The sequence below is a fragment of the Pseudomonas sp. Irchel 3A7 genome, assembly GCF_900187565.1.
In the GTDB taxonomy this organism is placed as follows: Bacteria; Pseudomonadota; Gammaproteobacteria; order Pseudomonadales; family Pseudomonadaceae; genus Aquipseudomonas.
Genome location: NZ_FYED01000010.1, coordinates 138,127 through 163,101, shown reverse-complemented (window position 1 = coordinate 163,101; position 24,975 = coordinate 138,127). Strand labels below are relative to the sequence as shown.

Genomic DNA, 24,975 nt, shown 5'->3' with positions numbered 1-24,975 from the left:
TTACTTGCTTTCAGACTCAGTGGCGGGTGATGTTTTTTTGCAAAAGCTATTCGACCAGCTCCGTGCCTGACAGGCGACTCAAGTCATTCGCTCCCTTAACCGAGAATGCGTGTTTGAGCGTTTGGGAGTGGCTGCAACGGGTCGAAAGCAACCTTCCACCACCAGCGCACTACAGTCGTTTCAATTCCTAAAGTCAGCAAGAATAAATGGGGTGCTGCTTGTCAACCAAGCGTCAACCTCATCCAGTGATCGCATTGAAGGGCTGGATGATTTCACACGATCCGGTCCAGCTTCGCGAACAATCATAACAGTGAGCCCTTCGCTGGTACTGCCCAGCGTTGCGACATATATAACTGTTTCTCCAGCTTCTTCTGCTCGTAAAGTTGCGATTAAGTGGGTCTCGGACAAATCACCAGTCATCCGCTTTTTAAGCGCATTCCGTTTTGCGACAAGCGACTTTGCACTGACCATAGCGCCGATACCCACAGCGATCACCAAGACGGACTCAAAACCATAAATTGAGCGGACGCCTGTCGAATGCTTTTCTGTTAGCCACTTAACTATCTCGGAAGTTATATCGCTCATAATTTATCTCATGTATTTATTTCCAGAAGGACGGCTTCTACCCCCCATTATGCCTTGTGATCAGCCGTTATGAGAAAAATGGCGGATTGAGCGGTAAATCCTAGAACCATAAAACGCTGCGGCCCCATAGACAGAAACTGCCCAGTAGCTGTCTGTCGCGAACGTCTGCAATGGGTCGAATGTAGCTGTTCGTAAATGGCTGCTAACGCCCCTTCGCGGGGGGGCGTGGAATGACTGGTTTTGGACAGAAGCCTTCGACAGCCATCTGAACCCCTTCCGCCCTGGCACTAACGACTGCCACTGCCTATAGATCCCTACAGAGGGCCGTTCAGTGGCTCGTGGCTACCACCGCGAATTCGGATAAGCTGACTCCACCTTGAATCGTGGAGGATTTGAACGTGGGTGAGCAGGATCAGAAGGAAAACCAACCCGTGATGGACGTGGCGACCGTAGATGACTTTGAGCACGTCAGTCTTTCGTCCATCCTTACCCTAACGAACACCCTCCACTTCCATACATTGCAGGATGTATTCCAAAGGGCGGCTCAAGATGCCAAAGATTTGGGAGAGGCCGCTGCCGGACGTGCCTACAGCGTGCTTGCTGTGATTTGCAGTTACCACTTCAACCCCAACAGGGCTGACGCGTTTAGTCCTCAAATGATCATGGATGGTCGGAGGACACTAATACCAAGTGATTACATAGGTGAGCAGCAAGACGCTTTGACGCAAGTCACTGACCATATCGACCATCCATTGCTTCGTGCGCGAATCGCAGACAGTTGCTGGTACACGAATAGAAAGCTTCACAGAATGGCGGAGATTGCGTCTACCTCGTACCTTGATGCCGTGAGCCTGTTCTTCACTGGAGGCCTGCTGTATCAATACGAATCAGATTTCGAAGTCCCTTCAAAGGTTGTTGATCTTATTGAGCGAGCATTTGCGATATACGCTTCAACCGGGAAGAGAAAGGCTATTCCGGATTATGCAAAAGAGATGTTCGCAAAAGCGTATGAGATCACAAAAGACAAACTAAATTTGATTTCTTTCCATAGGCTTTCCTCTCTAGGTCAGAGCTTCGATTTGCTTGAATGGGGAGATATAGCAAATGATGCAGAGTCAATGGCTACAGCTACCAAGGACAAACAATACGCAGAAGCAGTGAAAAAAGTTTGGCTGTATGCCGCTTATGCATATTCCAAAGTAGGCGACAAAGAAGCCTCGGCCCAGTGCAAGGTAAACGCTGTTGACCAGACACTAAGAATGAGGGATGCAATCGACTCAAATATGGCTAAAGCATCATGGACAAGAGAAGCGATTGGTGAGCTAAGATCTATTGGTGGCATGAATGAGCGAATCAATGAGCTAAAGCTAGAGTTACAGCAATTTGAGGAAGACTCGCTATCGGAATTGGGCGAGTTCAGCATACCCGTAGACCTAACTGACGCACGACAGGCAACGGTTGATGAATTCGAGGGCCTGGAAGTTCACGAAATGCTGTACCGACTTGCATTTGCTTCGAGGCCACCAGAGAAAATCGCGCTACATAAAAACTGCCTCCAAAAGAAAAATAAATACTTTCTATCTTCAAGCATGGGGAAAAGTTATTCCGACCAGCAAGGAAAGATGATTGCTCAATCTCCATCAGCTGGTTTCGGAGACAAGCCTTCTGAAGAGTGGTTCGATCATGAAGCCCTCACAGAAGTTGGGTTCCACTATCATGTTGAAACCGAAGCCTTCATTAAGCCTGCATGCATCACCATGACTCAGTACGAGTGCATCGACGAGAGACATTTGGAGCCACTCGTTTCCCACAGTGCTTTCGTACCACCAGGGCACGAGGCAATTTTTGCACTGGGTTTCGCTCGAATGATTCAAGGAGACATGGTTTCTGCTGTTCATGCACTCATTCCACAATTGGAAAACTCTCTCCGATACGTGCTTACTAACCGGGGCGCCAGAACAGCAAAGCTCAATGTTAACCTTACGCAGGAAGACCAGTCTCTCAGTCAAATGTACTCGAACCGTAAAGATGAGTTAGAGCAGGCATTCGGCAAGGACATAGCATACATGTTCCATCTGCTTTTCAACCTAAAGGGCGGGCCTATGCTGAGGCACGAAATGGCTCACGGCAAACTCACTGCTAGCAACTGCTACAGCGCCCCTTGCATCTACGCATGCTGGCTAATGTTTCACATCACTTGTAGCCCTCTCGTGAAACTTTGGGGAACTCACATTCAGCCGGCAATCCAAGAAGTAGTTCACTAAAAAACGACAGGCCCCAGCTGTGAATTCGCAGTCACTCTCTGCGGATTCACACTACCAGTGATCAGCAAGGTGCAATCAGCGACGTCGACGAGATGGTGCTTTGGGTAGCAGTACAGAGTGCCAAGATGAAGTGCGCGTCCGCTTCTGGCCAATCGCTGCTGTTCGGCACCGGCAGCTTTGGGTCGGAAAGCGACGGTCTGGGCTCGACCGTCGCAGTGGATGATTAGACTTCTGTCTGCTCTGCCATTTCTAGAGCATCGTCTACCTCGATGCCCAAGTACCTGACAGTGCTTTCGAGCTTCGTATGACCAAGCAAGAGTTGGACTGCCCTCAAGTTCTTGGTCCTGCGATAGATCAACGAAGCCTTGGTTCGCCGTAGCGTGTGGGTACCGTACATCGTCGGGTCAAGTCCAATGGCTGTTACCCATGCTTTGACTATTCGAGCGTATTGCCTGGTAGAGAGATGATCTGATCCGTGCAAACGCGTCGGGAACAGAAAGTCCTCACTGCGAAGATGCGCCTGACGCATCCAAGCCTCCAGAATTGTTCGTGTTTGCTCAGTAATTTCAAACTGCACTGGATGCTGAGTTTTCTGCTGCATCACGATGGCCCGTGACGAAACATGCTTTCCATGCGCAATGTCACGTACTCGCAGTTTGGTTAAGTCACAGGCACGCAGTTTGCTGTCGATGGCCAAGTTGAAGAGAGCCAGATCCCGTGTCTTCTCCGCGAGCTGAAGCCTGACCCGAATAGCCCAGATATCTCTGACTCGGAGCGGGGCTTTCTGCCCTACAAGCTTTCCCTTGTTCCAAGGCTGACGGCGATGTAAAGCAATAGTGTTCATGGCTTGTCCTCCAGGTTGAGGGAGGACAAGGGTGGATCAATCGCATTGCGTAGTGGTCGCTAATCGACCCAAACCGGTCAGTCGTGACAGGCAGAAAACGCCCCACGCTGTGAAAAAACGCGGGCACATTCTTGAAGACTGCGTTGCTACGTAAAATCTGTCGGCGTTGGTTGATCACCAGACCAAAAATTTGCGTAGAAACGCGATTTTCGTCTCGACCCTGACAGTCAAACCTGCTCTTAGGCCCCATTGTGTGTCCGGGGCCGAGCGGCCAATTGCGAGCGGGGCGTCAAGATGGCCAAGACAACCGCCACGATGAAGAGCGCCGGCACGTCACCTGCCAAGTGCCCCATTTGCCCCGGCTGGGTGACCGCCTGGCCGGCCATGATTCCTCCGTGTACGGCGCTAGACCACACGGTGAACCAGATTAGGCTCAGATTGGCTAATGGATCACGTGCGGCCAGGATCAAGAACACGCCAAGTGTGGCGTATATGCCAACGATCATCATCGGGTAGTCCGAGTGACCGACGTGCCAGGCCCAGCCGGACGGCCAGAACAACATAAGTGGGTAGAGAGCAAGGCACGCGAGGCCAGCCAAAACTAGAACGACGCGCAAATACCTGAGGCGATCGACTACGGTCATGGCGGACTCCTCTTTGGGCCTAACTCTAAATAGACCCCAAGTGGGTGATAACGCCTTCACGGGCTTGGTGGATAACATTCCTTGTTCTGTCGTCTATCCTGACTAGGCTGGGCATTGTGACAGTCGGGTGACCGCTGAACGGGTTTATACACCATGGACGGAAAGCTCAATCTGCTCAATCAGTACCGGCAGTAGACCAAGCATAGCTACTCATTTGCTATCGCTCCGTCCACCGGCTGCTTCTGGCCGATAGCACCCTGCGACGAGCACCTACATCACCCGCACGCGGCATCAACCGCCGACATCAAGTACGTTTTGCAAGAACTGATCGGTCAGCAGATGACGATCTCAAGGGAGTGGTTCGACGGCTATTTTGTTGCGAGCGTTTTTGCGCCTACGGCGTCGGTAGACTGCGAGTGCGATGTCGACTCGGCCAGCTCCGAAGCTTTTCACCGCTTCACTGCCGAAATCCATGAGTATTAGGTACCGCCTTAGAAAATGAGCACCGCCTCCGGAATCGCGTCTATGATTACCCTTAGAAAAAAAATAGTGAAGGCCTGATACGCTTTTGACGATTCGTTATGCAGAATGTTCGCCAGTTCCGAGGACGGATGACTGCATGCGGCAACAACAACGCGAAGTCATGGAGCTAACATATGAGCCGACCAGACTCCGAGCTAGACCCTATTGTGGGATCGCTTGCCCCTGTTGTTGAGTTTTATTGCCCGATCGCTCCAGGTTGGCCTCGAGGGGCGTCCACATTACCTGCAGGAATAATGGAAGTATCTAATAAGGCACTTTTTTTGCGTTTGCCAACGTTCGCAACCTTGTTGACGCATCCAGGTTTAATTGGGAATGTACTTGAACAGTATCACCAGAAGATTCTGGATAAGTTGAAGTCTGAATGGTCGTTCAATGTCTACGTGGTCAATAATCAGGGCGAGCTGCCTGAATATATAAAAAATACCTGCCTTCAGATAACTGGCACACAGCTTCCCCCAGAAGACTTGGATGTTGGTTTTTTAGCGATTGAGAAAGCCGTCGATAACCAGCTAATGCACATACAAATCGGCATGATACTTAACGAACGGATTTTGGACGAAAGCTATGTCGCAGCGAATATAAGTCCGAAGGACGTAGTCGAGTATGAAATTTCCAAACACTATCAACCCTTACGTCTCAAACCTGATTTGTGCGCGATACTTGCGCAACACCGCCACGCCTTCGATACCAGCGCGAACGATCATCAGCGCATTGATCATCTATTCGCTGGCTATCAAACTGCAGCGGCGATCGAGCGCCTCGATGGCTACAGTGCAGAAGTGGTAGCCAACGTCGCTTTTTTTCGAGCAGGTGTTATGTCAGATCAGATGAGTAAGCAGGTCCACGCTCTCTCGGCTCGAAAAAAAAGCGTTTTTAACTTTCATCTGTTGACTACTGATGAGGGAATGGCCGAGCTTCACAGCTTCTTGTCGCTAGACATTATTTCAAAAGTCCCGTTATGTTCAATACATTTCGCTATGACTCCGGAAGAAGCAATAAGTCAGCTGCCTATTAAAATAGCGGCAGCCATAGCTGACATGGATTCACCATATGGGCGTGGTCTAACTTTCTATAAAAGAATTTATGATATGCACGGATTCGCATTTTGCATGATGTCGAAACAACTTTGTGAGAACTATCTTAGGTGTCTTGTCAATTATATACCGCTTTACATGCTGAAAGGGCTCAATTCTAGCAACTTTCCGTATCATCCTACGGTGCTGTTGGACCGCTTGCAAAGTTTTGATCACCCCGCAACCAACGCATGCGCCAAGGTCGCTGCCGCTGTCTCATACCTTGGATTAGATGCTGAGTCACCCCAAGAATATGCTTTAAAAATGCTCCGCCGGCAAAATAATTCCATCTGATCTTTTTTGAGGGCTTGGCAATGCAAGTAACTATAAATAACATGGTGGAGTTTAGTGAAGTATTTCGCAATGGCGATGAGTTTATTCAGCATTTCTTTTTGGAAGGCCCTGAAGAACTAACGTCTAACAGGCAGTTTGCGTTAGAAACAATACTGCTTTCTGGCGTGCTTTTTATTATTGGTCAGGCTGTTGCGGCCTATTATCGAAAGTCGGCTGCGGTCGCCGCCAAACAACGCCATGACGAGGTTCTCGCGAAACTTGAAGAGTTGGCGCGCAACCCCAATGTTCAACTCCTCAGGGATGCCTTGGAAACAAGCAACATCACTGTAGTTGTCGAGGTTAGTCAAGCAGAAGATGTTCTGCTGTCTACCTCTCTTACTAGCATCGAAAATCAAATTCCAAGCGTTAGATTCATCAGATTCGCTGCTGAGGGCGCCGAAATACCGGGAGAGGATGAAAAGCCGCTATAAACCGCGAGACTGCTCCAGTCGAAACGTTTCACAGCGATCTGGCGACGCTGTACCGCTTGGTGCAGAGCCACTTCGAATAGTTTACGCATCAAATCTAGTTGACGCCCAGTTCACTCCCGGTGTCCAGATGCCAGAGAATGACGCGGCCTAAAATTCTTACAGACATCCGGCGCGCCGCTCGATTTCTCTACCTGCTCCATCATGCCTGTGCAGGTAAGGTCTCGGTCCCTCACATGGGCTTGCTGTACTGGCAGACCGTAGGCGTGATGCAATTGTCCTGAAAACGGGATTAGCAGCCAGCTGCCTCAACAGAGACGTGGATTCAGGACTGGCAGCTTTTGGCCTTTTTTTGCCTCTCATGACCGGCTGCAAACGACCCTAAGCGGACGGAGGGGAAAAACCGTAGAGTCCTCCAGATCGCAAATGTTCGTTTGGTGAAGGATTGCGAAAAATTGCCCAGCCTATGGCCAAGACGTCTTGGAGAAAAACTGCGTTACAGATGGCTGATGATTAGAATGGGATCAAATTCATCGTGATGTCAGCAAAGGATGCTTTATGCCCCTTTTAACATGGGATCCTTTTGATCTAATCGCCGTACTCGGCGTCTTCCCCTCCGAGGGTGAGTCCGGAACATCACACCGTTACGTTATCGAGCAAGGTACTGTCAGACTGAAATTGACAATTTGGCAATATGAATCTGATGTGGAAATTCACGTGAGTGAGGCTTCACTACCCAACCCCATTATCAAATACACAATGCTCGGATGCCCCGGTATCCGCGTTGTTGATGACAAGCGCGGTAAATTCCTGGAGTTTGCAGCTTCGAATACTTTCCCTGGGCGATACGACGGGTATTCGGTAATTCCCTACGGTTTAAGGTTGTGGGTCGAACCTCAAATTTTGCTGGAGCCATTCACTTACGAGTCTGCGTAGAGAATGACGAACGCTTATGAGTGTGCGGTTTTGGCTGTTCTCCGTCGGTTGAGACCGGCTGCTATTGGCCGGTTGTTGCCTGTCGCCAAGGACAGTAAACGGTTGTGGATTCAACCGGTCACCCGTGTGCGACCGAGGCTCTGTGCCCGTCGACCGCACCTATTCGATACTAACCACTCTCGTAGAATGTAAATGACCACTAAACGCCCTCAAATCGAAACCGCTGCTGACATCAGCGAGTTGCTGCTTCATTCGAAGGCGCCACGGCCGCTAACCCCCGAGCAGACGGCGGAGCTGGAGCGCATTTCGAAGTACGACGTCTCGACCTATTCGGAGGAAGACGTCCGGGCGGAGATCATTGACCCCGTCATCCGAGTCCTGGGCTATGCCAAGGAGACCTATTTCTCCACGCAGCGTGAAAAGCACCTGAAGGTTGCCGACGGCGACTTGTTCATCGACTACCGAATGACTTTGTGGTCACAAGCCTTCTGGATCATTGAGGCTAAGAAGGTTAAGCGCAAGCCGCTGAAATTCACCTCAGCGGAACTGCAACAGGCGCTGCTGTATGCGGTGCATCCGGAAATCGACGCTGCTCTCGTTGTGCTATGCGACGGGCGAGTCTTTGAGGTGTACGACCGCGATGAGAGCGTCACCAAGCCAGCCGCGCGCGTGGAGGTCAAAAAGCTGCCGGAGCAGTTCCACGTGCTTCAGGCTCTACTCGGTCCGTGGCAGGCTTGGTTCTTCCAGAAGCGCCGCGCGCTCAGGGTTGCCAGCCGCGTCCTGCAACTGGAGATGACGCCTGGCCGAATTGAGGAGTTTTCGGATGCCATGCAGCGGCGGGTGCAGGACGCGCGGACGAAGGTGTACGACAACTGGCGCAAGGTGAAGCCCTCCACTGATCAAGACGCGCAGTGGCGCAGCGCGCTTGAACAGGCATCTATCAGAGACATTGTTGCGACCGAGTTCTTTTCGAGTCAGACAGCGTCCGGCCTGGGGGTTGTCGCCAAGTCTTTGGTGGACAAGGCGAAGCCGGGCGCGTTCGAGTTGATGTACGCGATGTTTCCGGACCATCCTGGGAACTTGAACGACCACTACGTGGCGCAGGCTTTACGAACCCTCATCGAGTTCGGCAAGTCAGGACGTGAGGCCAGTTGGATGCCTGCCTGGCTGGGTGCCCAGCAACCCGGTGCCAATCTGGAGGCGCCGATCAAGAAACTTATTGCACTCTCACTCACGGCCTTTCTGGCTGCGCCAGAGTTCAGGGCCGTGCTCCAATTTGCGGCCTGCGCGCGAAGGCTGTCGAAGGTTTCGATGGCGCTCATCCCGACGTTATCGAAGTTGGGGCATATCCGACACCAGCAAGTGCGCCACTTTTTTGATGAGTTCGACTATGCACAGTTCATGTCGACCCCCGAAGGGCATAACCTCCGGCAGCTCGACGTGCACGCGCACCTGCTCACCGAACGATTCGTGCACGAGTGCGCCGACAAGCAGCAGTTTCGTGGCCGCTTCAATTTGAACCGGGCGCATACGCTGCTGAATGACTCATGGAATGCTGAACGTCTGCTGCTCGGTGACGGCGCTGACTACTGGAGGAGCCTGGACGGCCGAGGACTTGGGGGCGAGGTTCATCCGACGGAGCACAACTGGGTCGACTACGACTCGTTGGGTCACATCGTGCTGTGCGTTTTGAAAGACATCCCTTATTGGCGCGAGTACGTACTTGCCCATCACCGCGACGACGTCCAGCGGATTGCGGCTTGCGGTTCGTGGGCAGCTCGTGAAATTTTGGGGATTGCACAAGATGCGCAGTTGCCGCGCTTGCCGGATACCGAGAGCGCCAAGTGGTTCTTCGATGGCGACGTCGCGCTTTTCACGGCGCTTCGGGACGCTTACTGGAACCGGAAGCCGAAGACTTGAGTCGCAAAGCTGTGGCCGATTGATACTGCCCATACCGACCAAAAGCAGTCATTGAGCACTCTTTAAACCTACCTCTTTTTACGCCCACTTGATCAACCCGACGCGTCGTGCGAGCAATCAGGCTTGCGCCTCGCCTTGGAACGCCCGCAGCCGGTACGTCAACGCAAGTTCCAAGGCCGGTTACAAGGGGTATAACTATCAGAACAAAAGGCGGTCACCCGCAACCCGCCCTCCAAAGGCAGCGCCCGGGCCAGGCGCCCCAGGCCTGATCGGCGCCTGCGACACGGAGCGATGTGATGAGTTCCAGAGCATGGCGATGGGCTCGCAAGAGCCTTCTTGGCGGCATCGAGCTGGCCTTGCTGGCCGCTCCACTGTGCGCCAGCGCCATGTTCAAGTGCCAAGCCAGGGACGGAGCCATCAGCTACACCAGCCAAGCCATCGCCAGCGCCCGCTGCACTCGCCTCAATGGCATGGCGGACGCCAGTGTCGGCGCCAAGGCATTGGCCCAGCCACGGATTGTGCGAGACGATGACCCAGGCGCGGTGCGGATCCGGGTGTACACCTTCATCCACCGGGGGATTCGTCAATATGTGAGCCGGCGCCCCGTCGGGATCTCCGCACGGGTCGATGTCCTTGAGCTCTATTACATCAAGGGCTGCTATCTGTGCATGGCGCCGAAGGATTTCAAGGTCGCCTCGCTGCGCCTGGACACTCAATCCTATCGGCGGGAGATCGAAGCCGCTTCAGGTCTTTATGGTGTCGACAGGGCGCTGGTCCGCGCAGTGATTCACGCCGAATCGGCGTTTCGCCCCAACGCCATTTCCCAAGCAGGCGCCCAGGGGCTGATGCAGTTGATGCCCGCCACCGCCGAGCGCTTCGCCGTGGACAATCCGTTCGACGCACGACAAAACATTCGTGGCGGCGTGCGCTACCTGGCCTGGCTGCTCAAGCGCTTCAACGGCAACCAGATGCTGGCGTTGGCAGGTTACAACGCCGGCGAAGCGTCCGTGGTCGAATACAACGGGGTACCTCCCTACGCCGAGACGCAATCCTACGTCAACCGCGTGCAGTCCTTGACCGAACGCTATCGCAACCATCGCTAGTACCGCAGGGCGCGTAACCCGGAATAATTAATACACCGCCATCACGCTCACGCCTGATCCATCGCCTCGACCACGCCCTGATCCTCCCCCAGGAACCCGCCGCTTTGATGCTGCCACAGCCGCGCATAAACGCCGTTCTTCGCGAGCAATTCGGCGTGGGTGCCCTGTTCGATGATGCGGCCGTCATCCATGACGATGAGCCGGTCCATGGCCGCAATCGTGGACAGTCGATGGGCGATGGCGATCACGGTCTTGCCCTGCATCATTTCATCGAGGCTTTCCTGAATGGCCACTTCGACTTCCGAGTCCAGCGCGCTGGTGGCCTCGTCAAGCAGCAGGATCGGGGCGTTCTTGAGCATCACCCGGGCAATCGCGACGCGTTGGCGCTGGCCGCCCGACAGTTTGATGCCACGCTCACCCACGAGGGTGTCGTAGCCGGTATGGCCTTGCCGGTCGCTCAGTTGGCTGATGAACTCATCGGCCTGGGCATTGGCGGCGGCGTTGCGGATTTGTGCGTCGGTCGCATCGGGACGACCGTAGGCGATGTTGTCGCGAATGGAACGGTGCAGCAGGGAGGTATCCTGGGTGACCATGCCGATGGCGCCGCGCAGGCTGTCTTGCGTCACGTGTGCGATGTTTTGGCCGTCGATGCGAATCTCCCCGCTGTCGACGTCATAAAAGCGCAGCAGCAAGTTGATCAACGTGGACTTGCCGGCGCCAGAGCGGCCGACCAGGCCGATTTTTTCGCCCGCACGGATGCTCAGGCTCAGGCCATCGAGCACCTGGCGTTCGCCGTTGTAATTGAAGCTCACGTTATCGAAGGTGACCGCGCCACCGGAGGTCACCAGCACGCCCGCGTCCGGCGCGTCCTTCACTTTTGGCCCGCGGGTAAGGGTCTCCATGCCATCCTGCACGGTGCCGATGCTCTCGAACAGCGAGGTCATTTGCCACATGATCCAGTGCGACATGCCATTGATACGCAACGCCATGGCGGTGATGGCCGCCACGGCACCCGCGCCGACCTGTCCCTGATGCCATAGCCACAGCGCATAGCCACCGGCTGCCATGATCAACGCCACCACCAACGCCTGGTTGACGATCTCGAACTGGCTGACCAGGCGCATCTGGCGAAAGCCGGTCTGCTTGAAATCCTCCATCGCCGCACGCGCGAAGTGCGCTTCACGATTGGAGTGGGAGAACAGCTTCACCGTCGTGATGTTGGTGTAGGCGTCCGAGATACGCCCGGTCATCATCGACCGCGCATTGGCCTGTTCCTGGCCGACTTTCCCCAGGCGAGGCACGAAGTACCCCATGGCCAGCCCGAACAACACGACCCAGGCAACGAAAGGCAGCATCAGTTTCAAAGCGAAGCCGCCGGCCAGCGCGATGATCGCAATGAAATACACGCCGATCCCGGGTGCGATCTCGATCAGGGTGAACAACAGGTCGCGCACCGCCAGCGCCGTCTGCATCACCTTGGTCGTGACCCGGCCGGAAAACTCATCGGAAAAAAACGAAAGGCTTTGCCGCAGCATCAGGCGATGGAAGTCCCAGCGCAGCCGCAACGGCAAGTTAATCGCCAATATCTGGTGTTGCACCATGGTACGCAACGCCACCAGCCCGACGCTGGTCACCATGACGATGCCCATGCCCCACAACACCCGACTTTCCTGCGCAGCCGCTTCACCGCCTGCCTGCCAGGTCGAGAGCAGGTCCACGACCTGGCCGAGGAAGGAAAACAGCCAGGCTTCGTAAATCGACACGCCGGCACTGAGCAGCGCAAACATCAGGATGTAACCGCGGGCGCCCCGCGTACAGGCCCACAGGAACCGAGCCAGGCCTTCGGGTGGCGGTGGTACCTCGTCGGGAGGAAAGGGATCGAGTCTTCGTTCAAACGCACGAAGCATGGTGTTCTCCAAAACGGTCAAGTTGAGGTGATTCTGCCATTGAACGGTTGCTTTGAGGTTTTTGCGAAGTTAGAGCAATGGCGCTGTTGACAGGTCGCGCTGAGGATTGGGTAGCCGGGAGCGGCCTCTCATGCGTTGCCAGAGACCTGGTCGGCAGGGATAAATCGGCCAGTATCGAAGGGGGTTGGCCAAGACAAGACGTTCATCCAGGGACCGCGTTCGGCCAATTGCTGTTTGTCTGATTCAACGATCCGGCAAAAACCTGTCAGGCGTCACGAGCCTGACAGGTCACACTGGCTCGGACGACGCACTATCACGGCCACGTGGTACTGGCGCCACACCTTCCTCGCGCAGACGATGCAGCAACAACTGGGTGTTGTCCACGCACCCCATGCCTTCAGGCTTGCTTTCAACGCCCTCGATCACCAGAAGCAGTTGCGCCTTATTCTGGGCCAGCCGTTGCTGGAGGATTTCGATTTCCTCAACCTTGCGCTTGAGCCCACTGAGCAACTCTTCATGCTTCCAGCCGTTGGCATTCATTGGCAGTAACTGTCGGATTTCTTCCAATGAAAAACCCGCCGCCTGGGCGCCCGTGATGATCTCCAACACCCACTCTGTATCAGGTGCATAGTCCCGATACCCATTGGCCTTGCGCGCAACAGACTTGATCAGGCCGCTCGCTTCGTAAAAGCGGATACGTGAAGGCGCCAGTCCGCTGATTTTCGCCAGTTCGCCTATTCTCATATTCCACCCAAAAAAGCCGTTGACCTTAAAGTTGACTTTAAACCTAAAGTTATCGGGCAGCCAAGCGACGCAGGTTTAATGCTTTGGGTCATGGCCTCCCTACCCCACAGGAGATGCGAGCATGAGTTATGTCACTACGCAGGACGGTGTTGAGATCTTTTACAAAGACTGGGGGCCACGCGACGCCCAAGTGATCTTTTTTCATCACGGATGGCCGCTCAGCGCGGACGACTGGGATGCGCAAATGCTGTTTTTCCTGGCGAACGGCTACCGGGTGGTTGCACACGACCGACGTGGCCACGGGCGATCCAGTCAGGTCTGGGACGGACACGACATGGATCACTATGCGGATGACGTCGCGGCCGTGGTCAACCATCTTGGCGTGCAGGGTGCCGTCCATGTGGGCCACTCCACCGGCGGCGGTGAAGTCATCCATTACATTGCGCGCCACGGCGAAGACCGCGTGTCGAAGGCGGTGATAATCAGCGCAGTGCCACCGCTGATGGTCCAGACCCCAGGCAATCCGGGCGGCTTGCCAAAGTCGGTTTTCGATGACTTGCAGGCACAGCTGAAGGCCAACCGTGCACAGTTCTACCATGACGTCCCGACGGGGCCTTTCTACGGTTATAACCGCCCTGGTGCAAAACCGTCCGAGGGCATCATCTTGAATTGGTGGCGCCAGGGCATGATGGGCTGTGCAAAGGCTCATTACGACGGGATCGTGGCCTTTTCCCAAACCGACTTTACCGACGATCTGAAGAGCATCACGATCCCCGTGCTGGTGATGCATGGTGATGATGATCAGATCGTGCCTTATGAAAACTCCGGGCTCTTGTCGGCCAAACTCTTGCAAAACAGCACGTTGAAAACCTACCCGGGCTACCCACACGGAATGCCCACAACCAACGCCGATACCATCAACGCCGATTTGCTCGCTTTCCTGCGAGGTTAGGCAACAAGGGGGCAGGTAAAGTCCTGCCCCCGCTTTCTGCGAAGTCACTCAATCGACGCGTTTCAGGCTCGGCTAAATGCCCAAACGCTGTGCTGACAGAATGCTCGCTTTTGGCCAAAGCAGCCCGCCCCCGGCTACAAAACCAACCGCCGATAATCCGCCAGAACCGCCGTCAAATAGGCATTGAACCGCCCCGCTGCCGCACCATCGATGACGCGGTGATCCCAGCTCAGGCTCAAGGGCAGGATGTTACGCGCAACCACTTCGCCCCTATCCAGTGCCAGTCTTTCGACACTTTTACCGACGCCCAGTATGGCCACTTCCGGTGCATTGATGATCGGTGTGAAGTACGTCCCGCCAATACCGCCCAACGATGAAATCGAGAAGCACCCGCCACTCATCTCGGCAACGTTCAACTTGCCCGCCCGGGCCTTGGCCGCCAGTTCCGACATTTCCCGGGCAATCGCCAGGACGCCTTTTTGATCGACATCCCGGATCACTGGAACCACCAGGCCTTGGGGCGTGTCGGCGGCGAAGCCGATGTGGACGTAACCTTTGAGGATCAGGTCGTCGCCGTCGAGGCTGGCATTGAATTCGGGAAACTGCTTGAGCGCCGCCGCGCAGGCTTTCATCAGCAACGCCAGCAACGTCACTTTCACCCCGAGCCGGGCGTTGTCTTTGTTCACTTGCTGGCGGAATTGTTCGAGCTGCGTGATATCGGCGTCGTCGTGGTTGGTGACGTGAGGAATCATCACCCAATTGCGATGCAGGTTGGCTCCGCTGATTTTCCTGATCCGCGACAGCGGCCTGCTTTCCACCGGCCCGTACTTGGCAAAATCCACCGCCGGCCACGGCAGACAATCACCCAGGGGTGAAACCGTGGGAGGCACCGCCTTCAGCGCACCTTTGACATGAGCCGCGACGTCATCCTTGGTGATGCGCTGACGCCGCCCTGTGCCTTGAACGCTTTGCAGGGAAACCCCCAGTTCTCGAGAAAACTTGCGCACCGAAGGCGACGCCAGGGGCAAGTCCGGTCTTGAGGCAATGGGATGCACTGAAGCGACAGGCGCAGGCTGTGGGTGAATCACAACGGGCTGGGCAACTGGCGGTGGCTGAACCGACGCTTGCACCGGCGGCGACGCTGGCTGATCAACTTCGATACGGGCAATCGGCGAGCCTTCACTGACTTTGTCGTCCAGCTTGACCGCCAATGACTGCAACACACCCCCGTGGGTCGAAGGAATTTCCATCGACGCCTTGTCGGTCTCGACGATGATCAGGGGCTGCCCTTCGACCACCGCATCGCCGGCCCTGACCAGGATTTCTATGACACCCACATCCCTGGCATCGCCGATGTCGGGCAGACGAATTTCATGCACATTCTTCATAAACACTCTCTGAAAATTCGATTCGGTCCGAAGCCCGGCGTCAGGCTTCCCAGGGCGCCACGCCGTCAACCTCGATGGCATATCGGGCAATGGCCTCGGCACAGACACCGGCATCGAGTCGCCCCTCGTTAACCAGGGCCGTCAGCGCGCTCAAGACGATCTGATGGCGATCCACTTCAAAGAACGTGCGCAGCCGGTTGCGGGTATCGCTGCGGCCGAAACCGTCAGTGCCGAGCACCGTGTAACGGGCATCGAGATAACTGGCGATCAGCTGGGGCAAGGCGCGCACGTAGTCGGTGCAGGCAATGATCGGGGCCGGGTCGTTGAGCGACGCCTGAAGATGGCTGAGCCGTGCCGGTTGGCCTGGATGAAGGCGGTTCCAGCGCTCGACCTCCCGGGCGTCGCGCGCCAGCTCGGTGAAGCTGGTGACACTCCACACCTGGCTGTCGATGTTCCAGTCGCTGGCCAGCAATTCGGCGGCGGCGATGACTTCGCGCAGGATGGCGCCCGAACCCAGCAACTGCACGCGGCCACGGGCATCCTCGAATTCATGCCGGGCAAACAGGTACATGCCCTTGATGATCGCCTGTTCGACACCTTCAGGCAGGTTGGGCTGCGGGTAGTTTTCGTTCATCAGGGTGACGTAGTAGAACTCGTCCACCTGACGCTCCAGCATCTGGCGCATGCCGTGGTCCAGAATCACCGCGAATTCGCCGGCGAAGGCAGGGTCGTAGGCACGGCAGTTGGGAACCATCGCCGCCATCAGGTGGCTGTTGCCGTCCTGGTGTTGCAGGCCCTCGCCGCCCAGCGTCGTGCGCCCTGCGGTGGCGCCGAGCAGGAAGCCGCGGGCCCGTTGATCCGCTGCCGCCCAGATCAGGTCGCCGATGCGCTGGAAGCCGAACATCGAGTAGTAGATGTAGAACGGCAACATCGGCAGGCCATGCACCGAGTAACTGGTCGCGGCGGCCACCCAGGAACTGATCGCCCCCGCCTCGCTGATGCCCTCCTCCAGAATCTGGCCGTCCAGGGCTTCCCGATAACTCAGGATCGAGCCGATGTCTTCCGGCTCATAGCGCTGGCCGACGCTGGAGTAGATGCCGATCTGCTTGAACAGGCTGGCCATGCCGAAAGTGCGCGCTTCGTCCGCCACGATCGGCACGATGCGCGGCCCCAGTTGTTTGTCCCGCAGCAAGCCGCTGAGCATCCGCACGAAGGCCATGGTGGTGGACATTTCCTTGCCTTCAGCGGTAATGGCAAAGGTGCCGTAGCTGTCGATGCCGGGCACGGCCAGCGGTTCGCAAGCGGTGGGCCGTGCAGGCATGTACCCACCCAATGCCCGGCGACGCTCATGCAGATAGCGCATTTCGGCACTGTCTGCGTCGGGTTTGAAGAAACTCAAGTCGGCGGCCTGCTCATCGGTCAACGGCAGGTTGAATCGGTTGCGGAACGCGATCAACGCATCCTTGTCGAGTTTCTTTTGCTGGTGCACGGTCATCCGGCCCTGCCCCGCATCCCCCATGCCGAAGCCCTTCTTCGTCTGCGCCAGGATGACCGTGGGTTTGCGGCCTTCGAGCAGTGCGCTCTGATAGGCGGCGAAGATCTTCACCACGTCGTGACCACCGCGCTTGAGGCGGTCGATCTGCTCGTCGGTCAGGCCTTGCGCCAGGTGCGCCAATGCCTCGTTCTGGCCGAAGAACTGTTCGCGGTTGAAGCGCCCGTCCTTCGCCGCGAACGTCTGGAACTGCCCATCGACGGTGCTCGACAACGCCTTGACCAGCGCGCCATCCGCATCCCTTGCAAACAAGCCGTCCCAATCGGAACCCCAGACCAGTTTGATCACGTTCCAGCCGGCCCCGCCGAACAGGGCCTCCAGCTCGTCGATGATCCGGCCGTTGCCACGCACCGGCCCGTCCAGCCGTTGCAGGTTGCAGTTGACCACCCACACCAGATTGTCCAGGCCTTCCCGCGCGGCCAGGGTCAGCGCCGACATGCTTTCCGGCTCGTCCATTTCACCGTCGCCGAACACGCCCCATACGGTCCTGCCCGTGGTGTCCTGCAGGCCCCGGTGCTCCAGATAACGCATGAAGCGCGCCTGGTAGATCGAGCTGATCGGACCGATGCCCATGGACCCGGTCGGAAACTGCCAGAAGTCCGGCATCAACCAGGGGTGCGGGTAACTCGACAAGCCCCTTGCGCCGTTCGTGCGCGCACCGATTTCCTGGCGGTAGTGCTGCAGGTCCCGCTCGTCGAGGCGTCCTTCGAGGAACGCCCGGGCATACACGCCCGGCGCCGAGTGCGGCTGATAGAACACCAGGTCACCGCCACTGTTTTCGGTGCGAGCCTTGAAGAAATGGTTGAAGCCCACTTCGAACAGATCCGCGGCGCTGGCATAACTGGCGATGTGTCCGCCCAATTCGCCATAGGCGTGATTGGCCCTGGCCACCATGGCCAAGGCATTCCAGCGCATGATCGAAGCCAGACGTTCCTCGATGGCCAGGTCCCCTGGAAATACGGGCTGGTGTTCGACACTGATGGTGTTGACGTAAGGCGTGCCGTGGCTTGGCCGCCAGCCGATGTCGGAACGGCTGGCCACCGTCACCAGCATGTCGAGGATCTGCCTGGCCTGGGCCGTGCCGCCATGGGCGATGACGGACAGCAAGGCCTCGCGCCATTCGGCGATTTCCTGGAGATCTTCGGCTGACTGACCCGGCAATTGGGCATGAATATCGGACGGGTTCATGGGCAACTCCTGCACAGGTCGGGAAGCGCTTCAAGAGGGGGCGGCGGGCTCGTACGGGCCAGGCTTTTGACTTGATCTACCGCATCGATGAGCCCTTCAACACGCTTGTCAGGCCCGGCGTTCGCCGTATCGACGTGCATCAGCGCGATGTTGTCGAAACAGCTGAAACCATGATGCATCAGGTCAATATGATCGCTATCGAGTCCCGACACGATGACCACGATGCGCGTGCCACTGGAAGGCTCGCGCATCCACTTCAGGGATTGATGACGACAGTCGGCAGTTTGGCTCATAGGCGTTGCCTTTGTTGTTTGAATGATTGAGTCGGCCGTTGAACGGGTGATGACTTTCGTTAAGTGAAGCAGCGCTCCTGCAATACGCTTTTGGCCAGCGTCCGGGTGACCGATAGAATGGCCTCCACCTGTTGATCCATCGCCGCGTCGGATGACGCTGCTTTTCCTGGTTCGAAGACACGCAGCTTGTGGCCGCAGACCGATCCCAGCCAGGTAAGGCCAGGTAGCGGGCTGACTTCGACATCCAGCAAAAAACTCTCCTTGGACACGCAACGCAGCAGTTGGCTGGCATCGCACGTGGCGTTCGGGTTCGACTCCGTGGCGCCGGACCCGGCGTGCAGCCAGTCGAGCATCAATTCCCCGGGGTGCTTGATGACCAGATAGGCCACCTGGTCCCAGTCATCGATGGCCACATGCAGCTTGTCGATCATGTATTTGGGCAGCGCGGCGCTGGTCACGATGACGACGCCGGCATCCACCGAAGGTTCTTTGACCCAGACTGCGGCCTGCGAAATTGCGTGCATGGTGGAACTCCCCGTAATGACCACAATCCCTGTGGGAGCGAGCCTGCTCGCGAAAGCGGTGTGTCAGGTAACACTATGTCCACCGACCCTCCCTCTTCGCGAGCAGGCTCGCTCCCACAGGTCTACCTCCTTGCGACTGGTTTTCTCAGCCGTTACGAAACAGGAAGCTGTAGGCGTTCAGCGCCGGTACTCCGCCCAGGTGGGCGTAAAGCACTTTGGAGCCGTCCGGGAATTCGCCACGACGCACCATTTCAATCATCCCGTGCATCGACTTGCCCTCGTACACCGGATCCGTCAGCACCCCTTCAAGGCGTCCGCACAGTCGAATCGCTTCCAGTGTCCCTTCGTTGGGCAAGCCATATTCCGGATAGGCGAAGCGCGTATCGAGCACCACGTCCTCTTCGGTGATTTCACGCCCCAGCTCCACCAGCTCGGCGGTGTGCCGGGCGATGCGCAGGATTTGTGCCTTGGTCTGTTCCGGCTTGGCCGACGCGTCGACACCGATCACGTTTTTCGAGCGTCCGTCCGCCGCGAAACCGACGACCATCCCGGCCTGGGTACTGCCGGTCACCGAGCAGACGACGATGTAGTCGAATTTGAAACCCAGTTCCTTCTCCTGTTGCCGCACTTCCTCGGCGAAACCGACGAACCCGAGGCCGCCATAGGGATGCTCGGAACAGCCCGCCGGAATCGGAAACGGCTTGCCGCCCCGCTCCCGCACATCGCTCATGGCCTTCTCCCAGCTGGGCCGAATGCCGATGTCGAAGCCTGCCGCGTCAAGCCGCACGTCCGCGCCCATGATCCGCGACATCTCGATGTTGCCGACGCGGTCGTACACGGCGTCGGAATAATTCACCCAGTTTTCCTGCACCAGCACACACTTCATGCCCAGGTGGGCGGCGACCGCAGCCACCTGGCGGGTCTGGTTCGACTGGATACCGCCGATGGACACCAGGGTGTCGCAGCCTTGATCGATGGCTTCGGGAATCAGGTATTCGAGCTTGCGCGTTTTGTTCCCGCCAAAGGCCAGGCCACTGTTGCAGTCTTCACGCTTGGCATACAGCTGCACCTTGCCGCCCAAGTGTTCGCTGAGGCGTTTCAAGGGGGTGATGGGGGATGGACCGAAGGTCAACGGATAACGTTTAAAACGATTCAGGTTCATGGCGCCAATCCTTAAAGAGTGAGATATCCAAGCGCTTTCACGGCGGCTTCGATGAATCAATCTTAAGAAAAAACCTGAAAATATGTGTTGCAAGTTCAGGCCATTAATAGAATCATTATTTTCGCAGAGCACATTCAAATAACTCTTTATTGCGTGTAAACAATCATGAACGCAACAAACAACCATAACAAATCAAACGACAAAGCCGTGGAGCCTGCACCGCTTGACCGCATCGACCGCGCCATCCTCAAGGCGCTGCAACGCGACGCGTCGATCTCCAATGTGGCACTGGCGGAAAAGGTGAAGTTGAGTCCACCGGCTTGTCTGCGGCGCGTCGAGCGGCTCAAGCAGGCAGGCTTGATCAGGGGCATTGTCGCCCTGCTTGACCCCGAAGCGCTGGATGCGGGAATGGTGGTGTTGATCGGCGTGGTGCTGGACCGCTCCACGCCGGAATCGTTTGCCGCCTTCGAGTCCGCCGCGCAAAAAGTCTCCGGCTGCATGGAGTGCCATGTGGTGACCGGCGAATTCGACTACTTCATGTTGCTGCGGACCAAGGACAGCCAGAGCTTCAACCGGCTGCATGCGGAGCAGTTGCTGTACCTGCCGGGCGTCCGGCAGATCCGCTCATTCATGGGGCTGCGCCAGGTGCTGTCGACGCCGCAAATCCCCCTCTGAAACTCAGATCAGCCCTAGCGTCAGCGCCTTGAGCGTTGCCGCCGCGCGGGTGGTGCATTGCAGTTTGCGGAACACGCTCTCGACATGGGTGCGCACCGTGCTCGGGCTGATGCCAAGCTGGCGCGCCACCTCTTTGTTGCTGCCGCCCAGGCTGATGCGCCGCAGGATTTCCGTCTCGCGCTCGGACAGCGGGCCACCGTTCGCTTTGCCGGGCGCAACGCTCGTCTCGCCACGGGCGGCGGCGATGACCGCCTGACACGCGCGCGTATCGAAACGCCCCTGCGTCGCCTCGTCGAGCAACAACTGCTGCGCCGCTTGCGCACTGAAGGCCGGTCGCCATGGCCGATCGGAGCACAGCGCCTGCCAGGCCAAGGCGGCCGCCAGCAGGCAATGTTCGGTGTGCAAGGTTTCGCCGCCCAAGCCGCGAAAATAGCCGCTGCCGTCGAGGCGTTCGTAAGCGTGGGCAGCCAGTTGCCCCGGCGCCGTCAGTTCGGCCACCTGACTGCTGGTGCGCAACGTCCAGTAAGGCACAAGCCGCACTTGTTCAAGATCGCCTTCAAGCAGCGTGCCCGGCGTGTTCCAGATCCGGTTGGGCACCGCGGCCCGGCCGATGCCGTGGATCAGCGCCGCCTGGCCCAACGCGTCGACCGATGGCTGCGCCAGCCCCGACAGCCGGGCGGCTTCCCGCACCAGCTCCGACGATCGCCGCGAGTATCCCGCCAGCCATGGCAGCTTGAGATCGATGACATCGCCGACCAGGGTCAGCGACACCGTCCCGCCAGACTCCGGCGAAATAGCGGCAGGTACTTGTGGCGTGCGCAGCTGCTGCAACCAGTCTTCGGCAAAACGCGAAAGCTCGCTGGCCAGGGAAGCGGGATAGCGACGATCGCCCTGGGTCGCGATCCACTCCAACGCAGCCTCCAGACCGTGGACCCGGGACAGGATTTCCAGATCACCGGCCAGCAGCACCTGATACACCACCTCCGGCACCTCGGGGTGTCGCAGGCCAAGGGGCTTGCCTTCACCATCGTATTGTTCGAATACATGGCGCAACCCGTGTTCGGCCGCCGCATTCAAGCCCAGCGTGCGGGCGATGTCGCCAGACACTTCGCAATGGATTTGCGCCAGGGGCGTGGACTTGCGCATCGCCCGTTGCCCGGCAGCGTTGAGGGTCTGACTGAGCATCGCGTTGCGCCCGCCCACATCATCGCCCAGCAGACGCGTGAAGCCCTCGGCGTTGGCGGTACACCCCGACCAGCGCAGCAGCGCCACCTGCCGCGCCACCTCCTGATGATCGCCGGCGCCATTGCACGTTTGCGCCAACCACCCGGCCAGGCGCGCCGTGCGACGTGACTGGTCGAAAGGCTGCCCCATGCTCAGGTCGCCCACCATGGACAACGCGAGAATGGCGCCTTCCAGCTCAATACAGTCACGGTCCGACATGGTGCTCTCCCTACCATCGCTGAAAATTTATCGCTCGCCTCGGATAAACGACCGATACCTGAACATCCGGGTATTGCTGAAACTGGACCTCACCAACCACAGGAGTTCTGATCATGTTCAAACCCAAGACGCTTGCCCTCGCCCTCGCCATGACCGCTTCGCTGTTTACCGTCGCCAGCCATGCCGCCACCACGCAACCCTCGGTGGTCATCGTCCACGGCGCCTTCGCCGACGGGTCCGACTGGGCCAAGGTCGTTCCGTTGCTGCAAGCCGAAGGTATCAAGGTCACCGTGGTGCAGAACCCGTTGACCTCGCTGGCTGACGACGTGGCGGCGACCCAGCGCGTCTTGAACAATCAGGACAACAACGTGGTGCTGGTCGGGCACTCCTGGGGCGGTACGGTAATCAGTCAGGCGGGAACCGACAAGAAGGTTCGTGGCCTGGTGTACGTCGCCGCGTTTGCACCGGATGCGGGCCAGGCCAGCAAGGACCTGGGCAAGGACTACCCGGCCCCGTCGGGGGTGAAGGACATTGCCGCCGACAAGAACGGCTTTCTCTACATGACGCCACAGGGCATGGCGACAGGATTTGCCCAGGATCTTCCTGCCGAGCAGACCGCCATCATGGCCGCCACCCAGGGACCGATCCGCGCGTCGGCCTTTGACGACAAAACCAGCGTCGCGGCCTGGAAAGGCAAACCGTCGTGGTACGTCGTAGCGCGGGAAGATCACATGATCCAACCCGACCTGCAGCGTGCATTCGCGAAGAAAATCGGCGCGCAAGTGACCGAACTTGAAACCAGTCACGTGCCCCAGCAATCGCGCCCCTCGGACGTGGCCAAGGTCATCATCCAGGCGGTGCACAAGGCGCAATAACGCCACAAACGAATAGACGCACGGCGAGCGCGCGTGCGTCTTCGGGATCTCAACAGGCTGTACATAAGCGGCTTGCTGTCCGGCTGATAACAACTACAGCCCTGGTACGATGGCACTTTCTACTACTTCAAAATATAGCCGCAATAAAAAACAAGTCGGCTACTCCAAATCAGCCTAACTGTCACGTAACTATCCAATCAATCCACCTTGCACTAAAGAAATTGAAGACTAGATTGCATCTCACTGACGCTGCACAGTTACTTCAGCCCTCTCGTACATTGAGGTCAACATGAATCTCAACGACTTCAAAAACAATGAAGATCTACTGAAAATCCTGAGAAACGCAAAGGCAGCCTGTAAAGGCAAGGAGTTCAGCGACATTGTCGATGCGCAAGGAAATCAGTATGTCGACCTGGTGATGGAAGGCGGGGGAATGCTCGGCATAGCCTTGGTGGGATACACCTATGTGCTGGAGCAATTGGGAATACGGTTTTTGGGCGTAGGCGGCACTTCGGCAGGCTCGATCAATGCCCTGTTAGTGGCTGCTCTGGCTGAACCGGGGCAACCAAAAGGCGAGAAGTTGCTAATGGAGTTGGCGAACAAGAACTTCTTCGACTTCGTGGACGGTGACTCCGACGCCCGGGATTTGATCGAGAGTTGGGTAAATGACGCGGGTCATTTCAAGCTTGCCTTCAAGGCGGCGCAGGTCATCGATAACCTGCAAAGTAATCTGGGATTGAATCCAGGTAATGCCTTCACAGATTGGCTGAGTCAACTCCTGAAAAGAGAGGGCATTGTCGACCTGGCCGGTTTAAGGAAACGGATGCAAACCGTGCCTGACGGGTTACGACTCAGGTCCAACGAAGGCTTCGAAAAACCTGCCAAGGATTTTTTCCGCCTCGCAATCATCGCCGCGGACGTCACAACAGAAACCAAAGTCGAGTTCCCTCGCATGGCAGAACTCTATTGGAAGGACGTAGATAAGATTAATCCTGCGCTGTTCGCCAGGGCCTCGATGTCGATCCCTTACTTTTTCCATCCCATGAAAGTTACTCGCATTCCCAAGGGGCCAGAGGCAGAAAAACGCTGGGACACTTTAGCCAGTTACCGCATTGTGGAAGAAGGCCGGCTTCCGAGTGAGGCTCTTTTCATTGACGGCGGCATCATGTCGAACTTCCCGATTGATGTATTTCACAACACTAAAAAAATACCCAGTGCTCCGACCTTTGGCGTCAAACTCGAAATGGACAAACGCCTGAGAGTCATTGACGGCCCTTTGGATCTATTCGCTACCATTTTCAATGCGGCGCGGCATACGCTCGACTTTGACTTCATTCACCGCAACCCGGACTACAACAAACTGGTGACCTGGATTCCTGCGCAAGGCTTCAACTGGCTCGACTTCAAAATGTCAGATCAAAACAAAATAAAACTTTTTCTCGAAGGTGCCCACTGCGCGGCCGAATTCCTGAAAAGTTTTGACTGGGCCGGCTACAAGGCCCTGCGCAAATTCACTACTGAGGAAGCCAAAGCGGGTGCTTGAACGATGGGTGGCGTTCTGGAGTCAGGTGATTTGTATCGCTGTGTATGTTTGCCCGC

General features: G+C 56.9%; 21 protein-coding genes. 10 read left to right on the top strand and 11 right to left on the bottom strand.

Annotated elements, in window-relative coordinates; genetic code table 11:
• Positions 1-180 precede the first annotated feature (180 nt).
• Positions 181-585, bottom strand: a complete 405-nt coding sequence (locus CKW21_RS17855) for a hypothetical protein (RefSeq protein ID WP_095195272.1) — start codon at positions 583-585, stop codon at positions 181-183.
• 398 nt (positions 586-983) lie between these two features.
• Between CKW21_RS17855 and CKW21_RS17850 the strand changes: the two genes are divergently transcribed.
• Positions 984-2,849: a DUF4209 domain-containing protein gene (locus tag CKW21_RS17850; protein ID WP_095195271.1), complete on the top strand. Its 1,866-nt coding sequence runs from the start codon at positions 984-986 to the stop codon at positions 2,847-2,849.
• Between the two features lie 223 nt (positions 2,850-3,072).
• On the opposite strand, the gene CKW21_RS17845 is transcribed toward CKW21_RS17850, so the two are convergent.
• Positions 3,073-3,693 (bottom strand): tyrosine-type recombinase/integrase, encoded by a 621-nt coding sequence (locus CKW21_RS17845; RefSeq protein WP_095195270.1) that lies wholly within the window; start codon positions 3,691-3,693, stop codon positions 3,073-3,075.
• 239 nt (positions 3,694-3,932) lie between these two features.
• Positions 3,933-4,337, bottom strand: a complete 405-nt coding sequence (locus CKW21_RS17840; RefSeq protein WP_095195269.1) for a DUF6632 domain-containing protein — start codon at positions 4,335-4,337, stop codon at positions 3,933-3,935.
• Positions 4,338-4,993: 656 nt separating this feature from the next.
• Between CKW21_RS17840 and CKW21_RS17835 the strand changes: the two genes are divergently transcribed.
• The 5 genes from CKW21_RS17835 to CKW21_RS17815 all read left to right on the top strand — a co-directional run bounded on the left by CKW21_RS17835 (position 4,994) and on the right by CKW21_RS17815 (position 10,673).
• Positions 4,994-6,247 carry a hypothetical protein gene (locus CKW21_RS17835; protein ID WP_141232987.1) on the top strand — a complete coding sequence of 418 codons (1,254 nt, stop codon included), beginning with the start codon at positions 4,994-4,996 and terminating at the stop codon, positions 6,245-6,247.
• A 20-nt stretch (positions 6,248-6,267) separates the two neighbouring features.
• The gene (locus tag CKW21_RS17830) at positions 6,268-6,717 is read left to right on the top strand and encodes a hypothetical protein (protein WP_095195267.1); all 450 of its coding nucleotides are present in this window, start codon (positions 6,268-6,270) and stop codon (positions 6,715-6,717) included.
• Positions 6,718-7,272: 555 nt separating this feature from the next.
• Entirely contained in the window at positions 7,273-7,650 is a 378-nt protein-coding gene (locus CKW21_RS17825; RefSeq protein WP_095195266.1) for a hypothetical protein, read from the top strand.
• Positions 7,651-7,842: 192 nt separating this feature from the next.
• Complete coding sequence (locus tag CKW21_RS17820; RefSeq protein ID WP_095195265.1) at positions 7,843-9,570, top strand: type I restriction enzyme HsdR N-terminal domain-containing protein; 1,728 nt, start codon at positions 7,843-7,845, stop codon at positions 9,568-9,570.
• A 296-nt stretch (positions 9,571-9,866) separates the two neighbouring features.
• The gene (locus CKW21_RS17815) at positions 9,867-10,673 is read left to right on the top strand and encodes a lytic transglycosylase domain-containing protein (RefSeq protein WP_095195264.1); all 807 of its coding nucleotides are present in this window, start codon (positions 9,867-9,869) and stop codon (positions 10,671-10,673) included.
• Positions 10,674-10,720: 47 nt separating this feature from the next.
• Here the strand turns inward: CKW21_RS17815 and CKW21_RS17810 are convergent, their stop codons facing one another.
• On the bottom strand, positions 10,721-12,580 hold the full coding sequence (locus CKW21_RS17810; RefSeq protein WP_095195263.1) for an ABC transporter ATP-binding protein: 1,860 nt from the start codon (positions 12,578-12,580) through the stop codon (positions 10,721-10,723).
• Between the two features lie 288 nt (positions 12,581-12,868).
• A complete protein-coding gene (locus CKW21_RS17805) occupies positions 12,869-13,324 on the bottom strand; it encodes a MerR family transcriptional regulator (RefSeq protein WP_095195262.1) in 456 nt (151 codons plus the stop codon).
• 121 nt (positions 13,325-13,445) lie between these two features.
• On the opposite strand from CKW21_RS17805, the gene CKW21_RS17800 reads away from it, so the two are divergent.
• On the top strand, positions 13,446-14,276 hold the full coding sequence (locus CKW21_RS17800; RefSeq protein WP_095195261.1) for an alpha/beta fold hydrolase: 831 nt from the start codon (positions 13,446-13,448) through the stop codon (positions 14,274-14,276).
• 134 nt (positions 14,277-14,410) lie between these two features.
• On the opposite strand, the gene CKW21_RS17795 is transcribed toward CKW21_RS17800, so the two are convergent.
• From CKW21_RS17795 to CKW21_RS17775, 5 genes are all read right to left on the bottom strand, one after another.
• A complete protein-coding gene (locus CKW21_RS17795; protein ID WP_095195260.1) occupies positions 14,411-15,664 on the bottom strand; it encodes a dihydrolipoyllysine-residue acetyltransferase in 1,254 nt (417 codons plus the stop codon).
• Positions 15,665-15,704: 40 nt separating this feature from the next.
• A complete protein-coding gene (mdeB, locus tag CKW21_RS17790; RefSeq protein ID WP_095195259.1) occupies positions 15,705-18,404 on the bottom strand; it encodes an alpha-ketoglutarate dehydrogenase in 2,700 nt (899 codons plus the stop codon).
• Positions 18,401-18,697 (bottom strand): hypothetical protein, encoded by a 297-nt coding sequence (locus tag CKW21_RS17785; RefSeq protein WP_095195258.1) that lies wholly within the window; start codon positions 18,695-18,697, stop codon positions 18,401-18,403. The genes mdeB and CKW21_RS17785 overlap by 4 nt, the downstream gene beginning before the upstream one ends.
• Positions 18,698-18,756: 59 nt before the next feature.
• Entirely contained in the window at positions 18,757-19,221 is a 465-nt protein-coding gene (locus tag CKW21_RS17780; RefSeq protein ID WP_095195257.1) for a transketolase, read from the bottom strand.
• 145 nt (positions 19,222-19,366) lie between these two features.
• Positions 19,367-20,383, bottom strand: coding sequence for a 1-aminocyclopropane-1-carboxylate deaminase (locus CKW21_RS17775; protein ID WP_095195256.1), 1,017 nt, complete (start codon positions 20,381-20,383; stop codon positions 19,367-19,369).
• Between the two features lie 165 nt (positions 20,384-20,548).
• Between CKW21_RS17775 and CKW21_RS17770 the strand changes: the two genes are divergently transcribed.
• Positions 20,549-21,058 (top strand): Lrp/AsnC family transcriptional regulator, encoded by a 510-nt coding sequence (locus CKW21_RS17770; RefSeq protein WP_095195255.1) that lies wholly within the window; start codon positions 20,549-20,551, stop codon positions 21,056-21,058.
• A gap of 3 nt (positions 21,059-21,061) precedes the next feature.
• Here the strand turns inward: CKW21_RS17770 and CKW21_RS17765 are convergent, their stop codons facing one another.
• On the bottom strand, positions 21,062-22,501 hold the full coding sequence (locus tag CKW21_RS17765; protein WP_095195254.1) for an HD domain-containing phosphohydrolase: 1,440 nt from the start codon (positions 22,499-22,501) through the stop codon (positions 21,062-21,064).
• A gap of 113 nt (positions 22,502-22,614) precedes the next feature.
• Between CKW21_RS17765 and CKW21_RS17760 the strand changes: the two genes are divergently transcribed.
• A complete protein-coding gene (locus CKW21_RS17760; protein WP_095195253.1) occupies positions 22,615-23,376 on the top strand; it encodes an alpha/beta hydrolase in 762 nt (253 codons plus the stop codon).
• Between the two features lie 289 nt (positions 23,377-23,665).
• Entirely contained in the window at positions 23,666-24,919 is a 1,254-nt protein-coding gene (locus CKW21_RS17755) for a patatin-like phospholipase family protein (protein WP_095195252.1), read from the top strand.
• Positions 24,920-24,975: the final 56 nt, after the last annotated feature.

Bases quoted from the DNA above. Each gene is read 5' to 3' on its own strand.
- CKW21_RS17835 (WP_141232987.1), top strand. From the start codon at position 4,994: ATGAGCCGACCAGACTCCGAGCTAGACCCTATTGTGGGATCGCTTGCC.
- CKW21_RS17765 (WP_095195254.1), bottom strand. From the start codon at position 22,501: ATGTCGGACCGTGACTGTATTGAGCTGGAAGGCGCCATTCTCGCGTTG.
- CKW21_RS17810 (WP_095195263.1), bottom strand. From the start codon at position 12,580: ATGCTTCGTGCGTTTGAACGAAGACTCGATCCCTTTCCTCCCGACGAG.
- CKW21_RS17785 (WP_095195258.1), bottom strand. From the start codon at position 18,697: ATGAGCCAAACTGCCGACTGTCGTCATCAATCCCTGAAGTGGATGCGC.
- CKW21_RS17770 (WP_095195255.1), top strand. From the start codon at position 20,549: ATGAACGCAACAAACAACCATAACAAATCAAACGACAAAGCCGTGGAG.
- CKW21_RS17780 (WP_095195257.1), bottom strand. From the start codon at position 19,221: ATGCACGCAATTTCGCAGGCCGCAGTCTGGGTCAAAGAACCTTCGGTG.
- CKW21_RS17775 (WP_095195256.1), bottom strand. From the start codon at position 20,383: ATGAACCTGAATCGTTTTAAACGTTATCCGTTGACCTTCGGTCCATCC.
- CKW21_RS17820 (WP_095195265.1), top strand. From the start codon at position 7,843: ATGACCACTAAACGCCCTCAAATCGAAACCGCTGCTGACATCAGCGAG.
- CKW21_RS17760 (WP_095195253.1), top strand. From the start codon at position 22,615: ATGTTCAAACCCAAGACGCTTGCCCTCGCCCTCGCCATGACCGCTTCG.
- CKW21_RS17825 (WP_095195266.1), top strand. From the start codon at position 7,273: ATGCCCCTTTTAACATGGGATCCTTTTGATCTAATCGCCGTACTCGGC.
- CKW21_RS17855 (WP_095195272.1), bottom strand. From the start codon at position 585: ATGAGCGATATAACTTCCGAGATAGTTAAGTGGCTAACAGAAAAGCAT.
- CKW21_RS17805 (WP_095195262.1), bottom strand. From the start codon at position 13,324: ATGAGAATAGGCGAACTGGCGAAAATCAGCGGACTGGCGCCTTCACGT.
- CKW21_RS17830 (WP_095195267.1), top strand. From the start codon at position 6,268: ATGCAAGTAACTATAAATAACATGGTGGAGTTTAGTGAAGTATTTCGC.
- CKW21_RS17755 (WP_095195252.1), top strand. From the start codon at position 23,666: ATGAATCTCAACGACTTCAAAAACAATGAAGATCTACTGAAAATCCTG.
- mdeB (WP_095195259.1), bottom strand. From the start codon at position 18,404: ATGAACCCGTCCGATATTCATGCCCAATTGCCGGGTCAGTCAGCCGAA.
- CKW21_RS17795 (WP_095195260.1), bottom strand. From the start codon at position 15,664: ATGAAGAATGTGCATGAAATTCGTCTGCCCGACATCGGCGATGCCAGG.
- CKW21_RS17840 (WP_095195269.1), bottom strand. From the start codon at position 4,337: ATGACCGTAGTCGATCGCCTCAGGTATTTGCGCGTCGTTCTAGTTTTG.
- CKW21_RS17815 (WP_095195264.1), top strand. From the start codon at position 9,867: ATGAGTTCCAGAGCATGGCGATGGGCTCGCAAGAGCCTTCTTGGCGGC.
- CKW21_RS17845 (WP_095195270.1), bottom strand. From the start codon at position 3,693: ATGAACACTATTGCTTTACATCGCCGTCAGCCTTGGAACAAGGGAAAG.
- CKW21_RS17800 (WP_095195261.1), top strand. From the start codon at position 13,446: ATGAGTTATGTCACTACGCAGGACGGTGTTGAGATCTTTTACAAAGAC.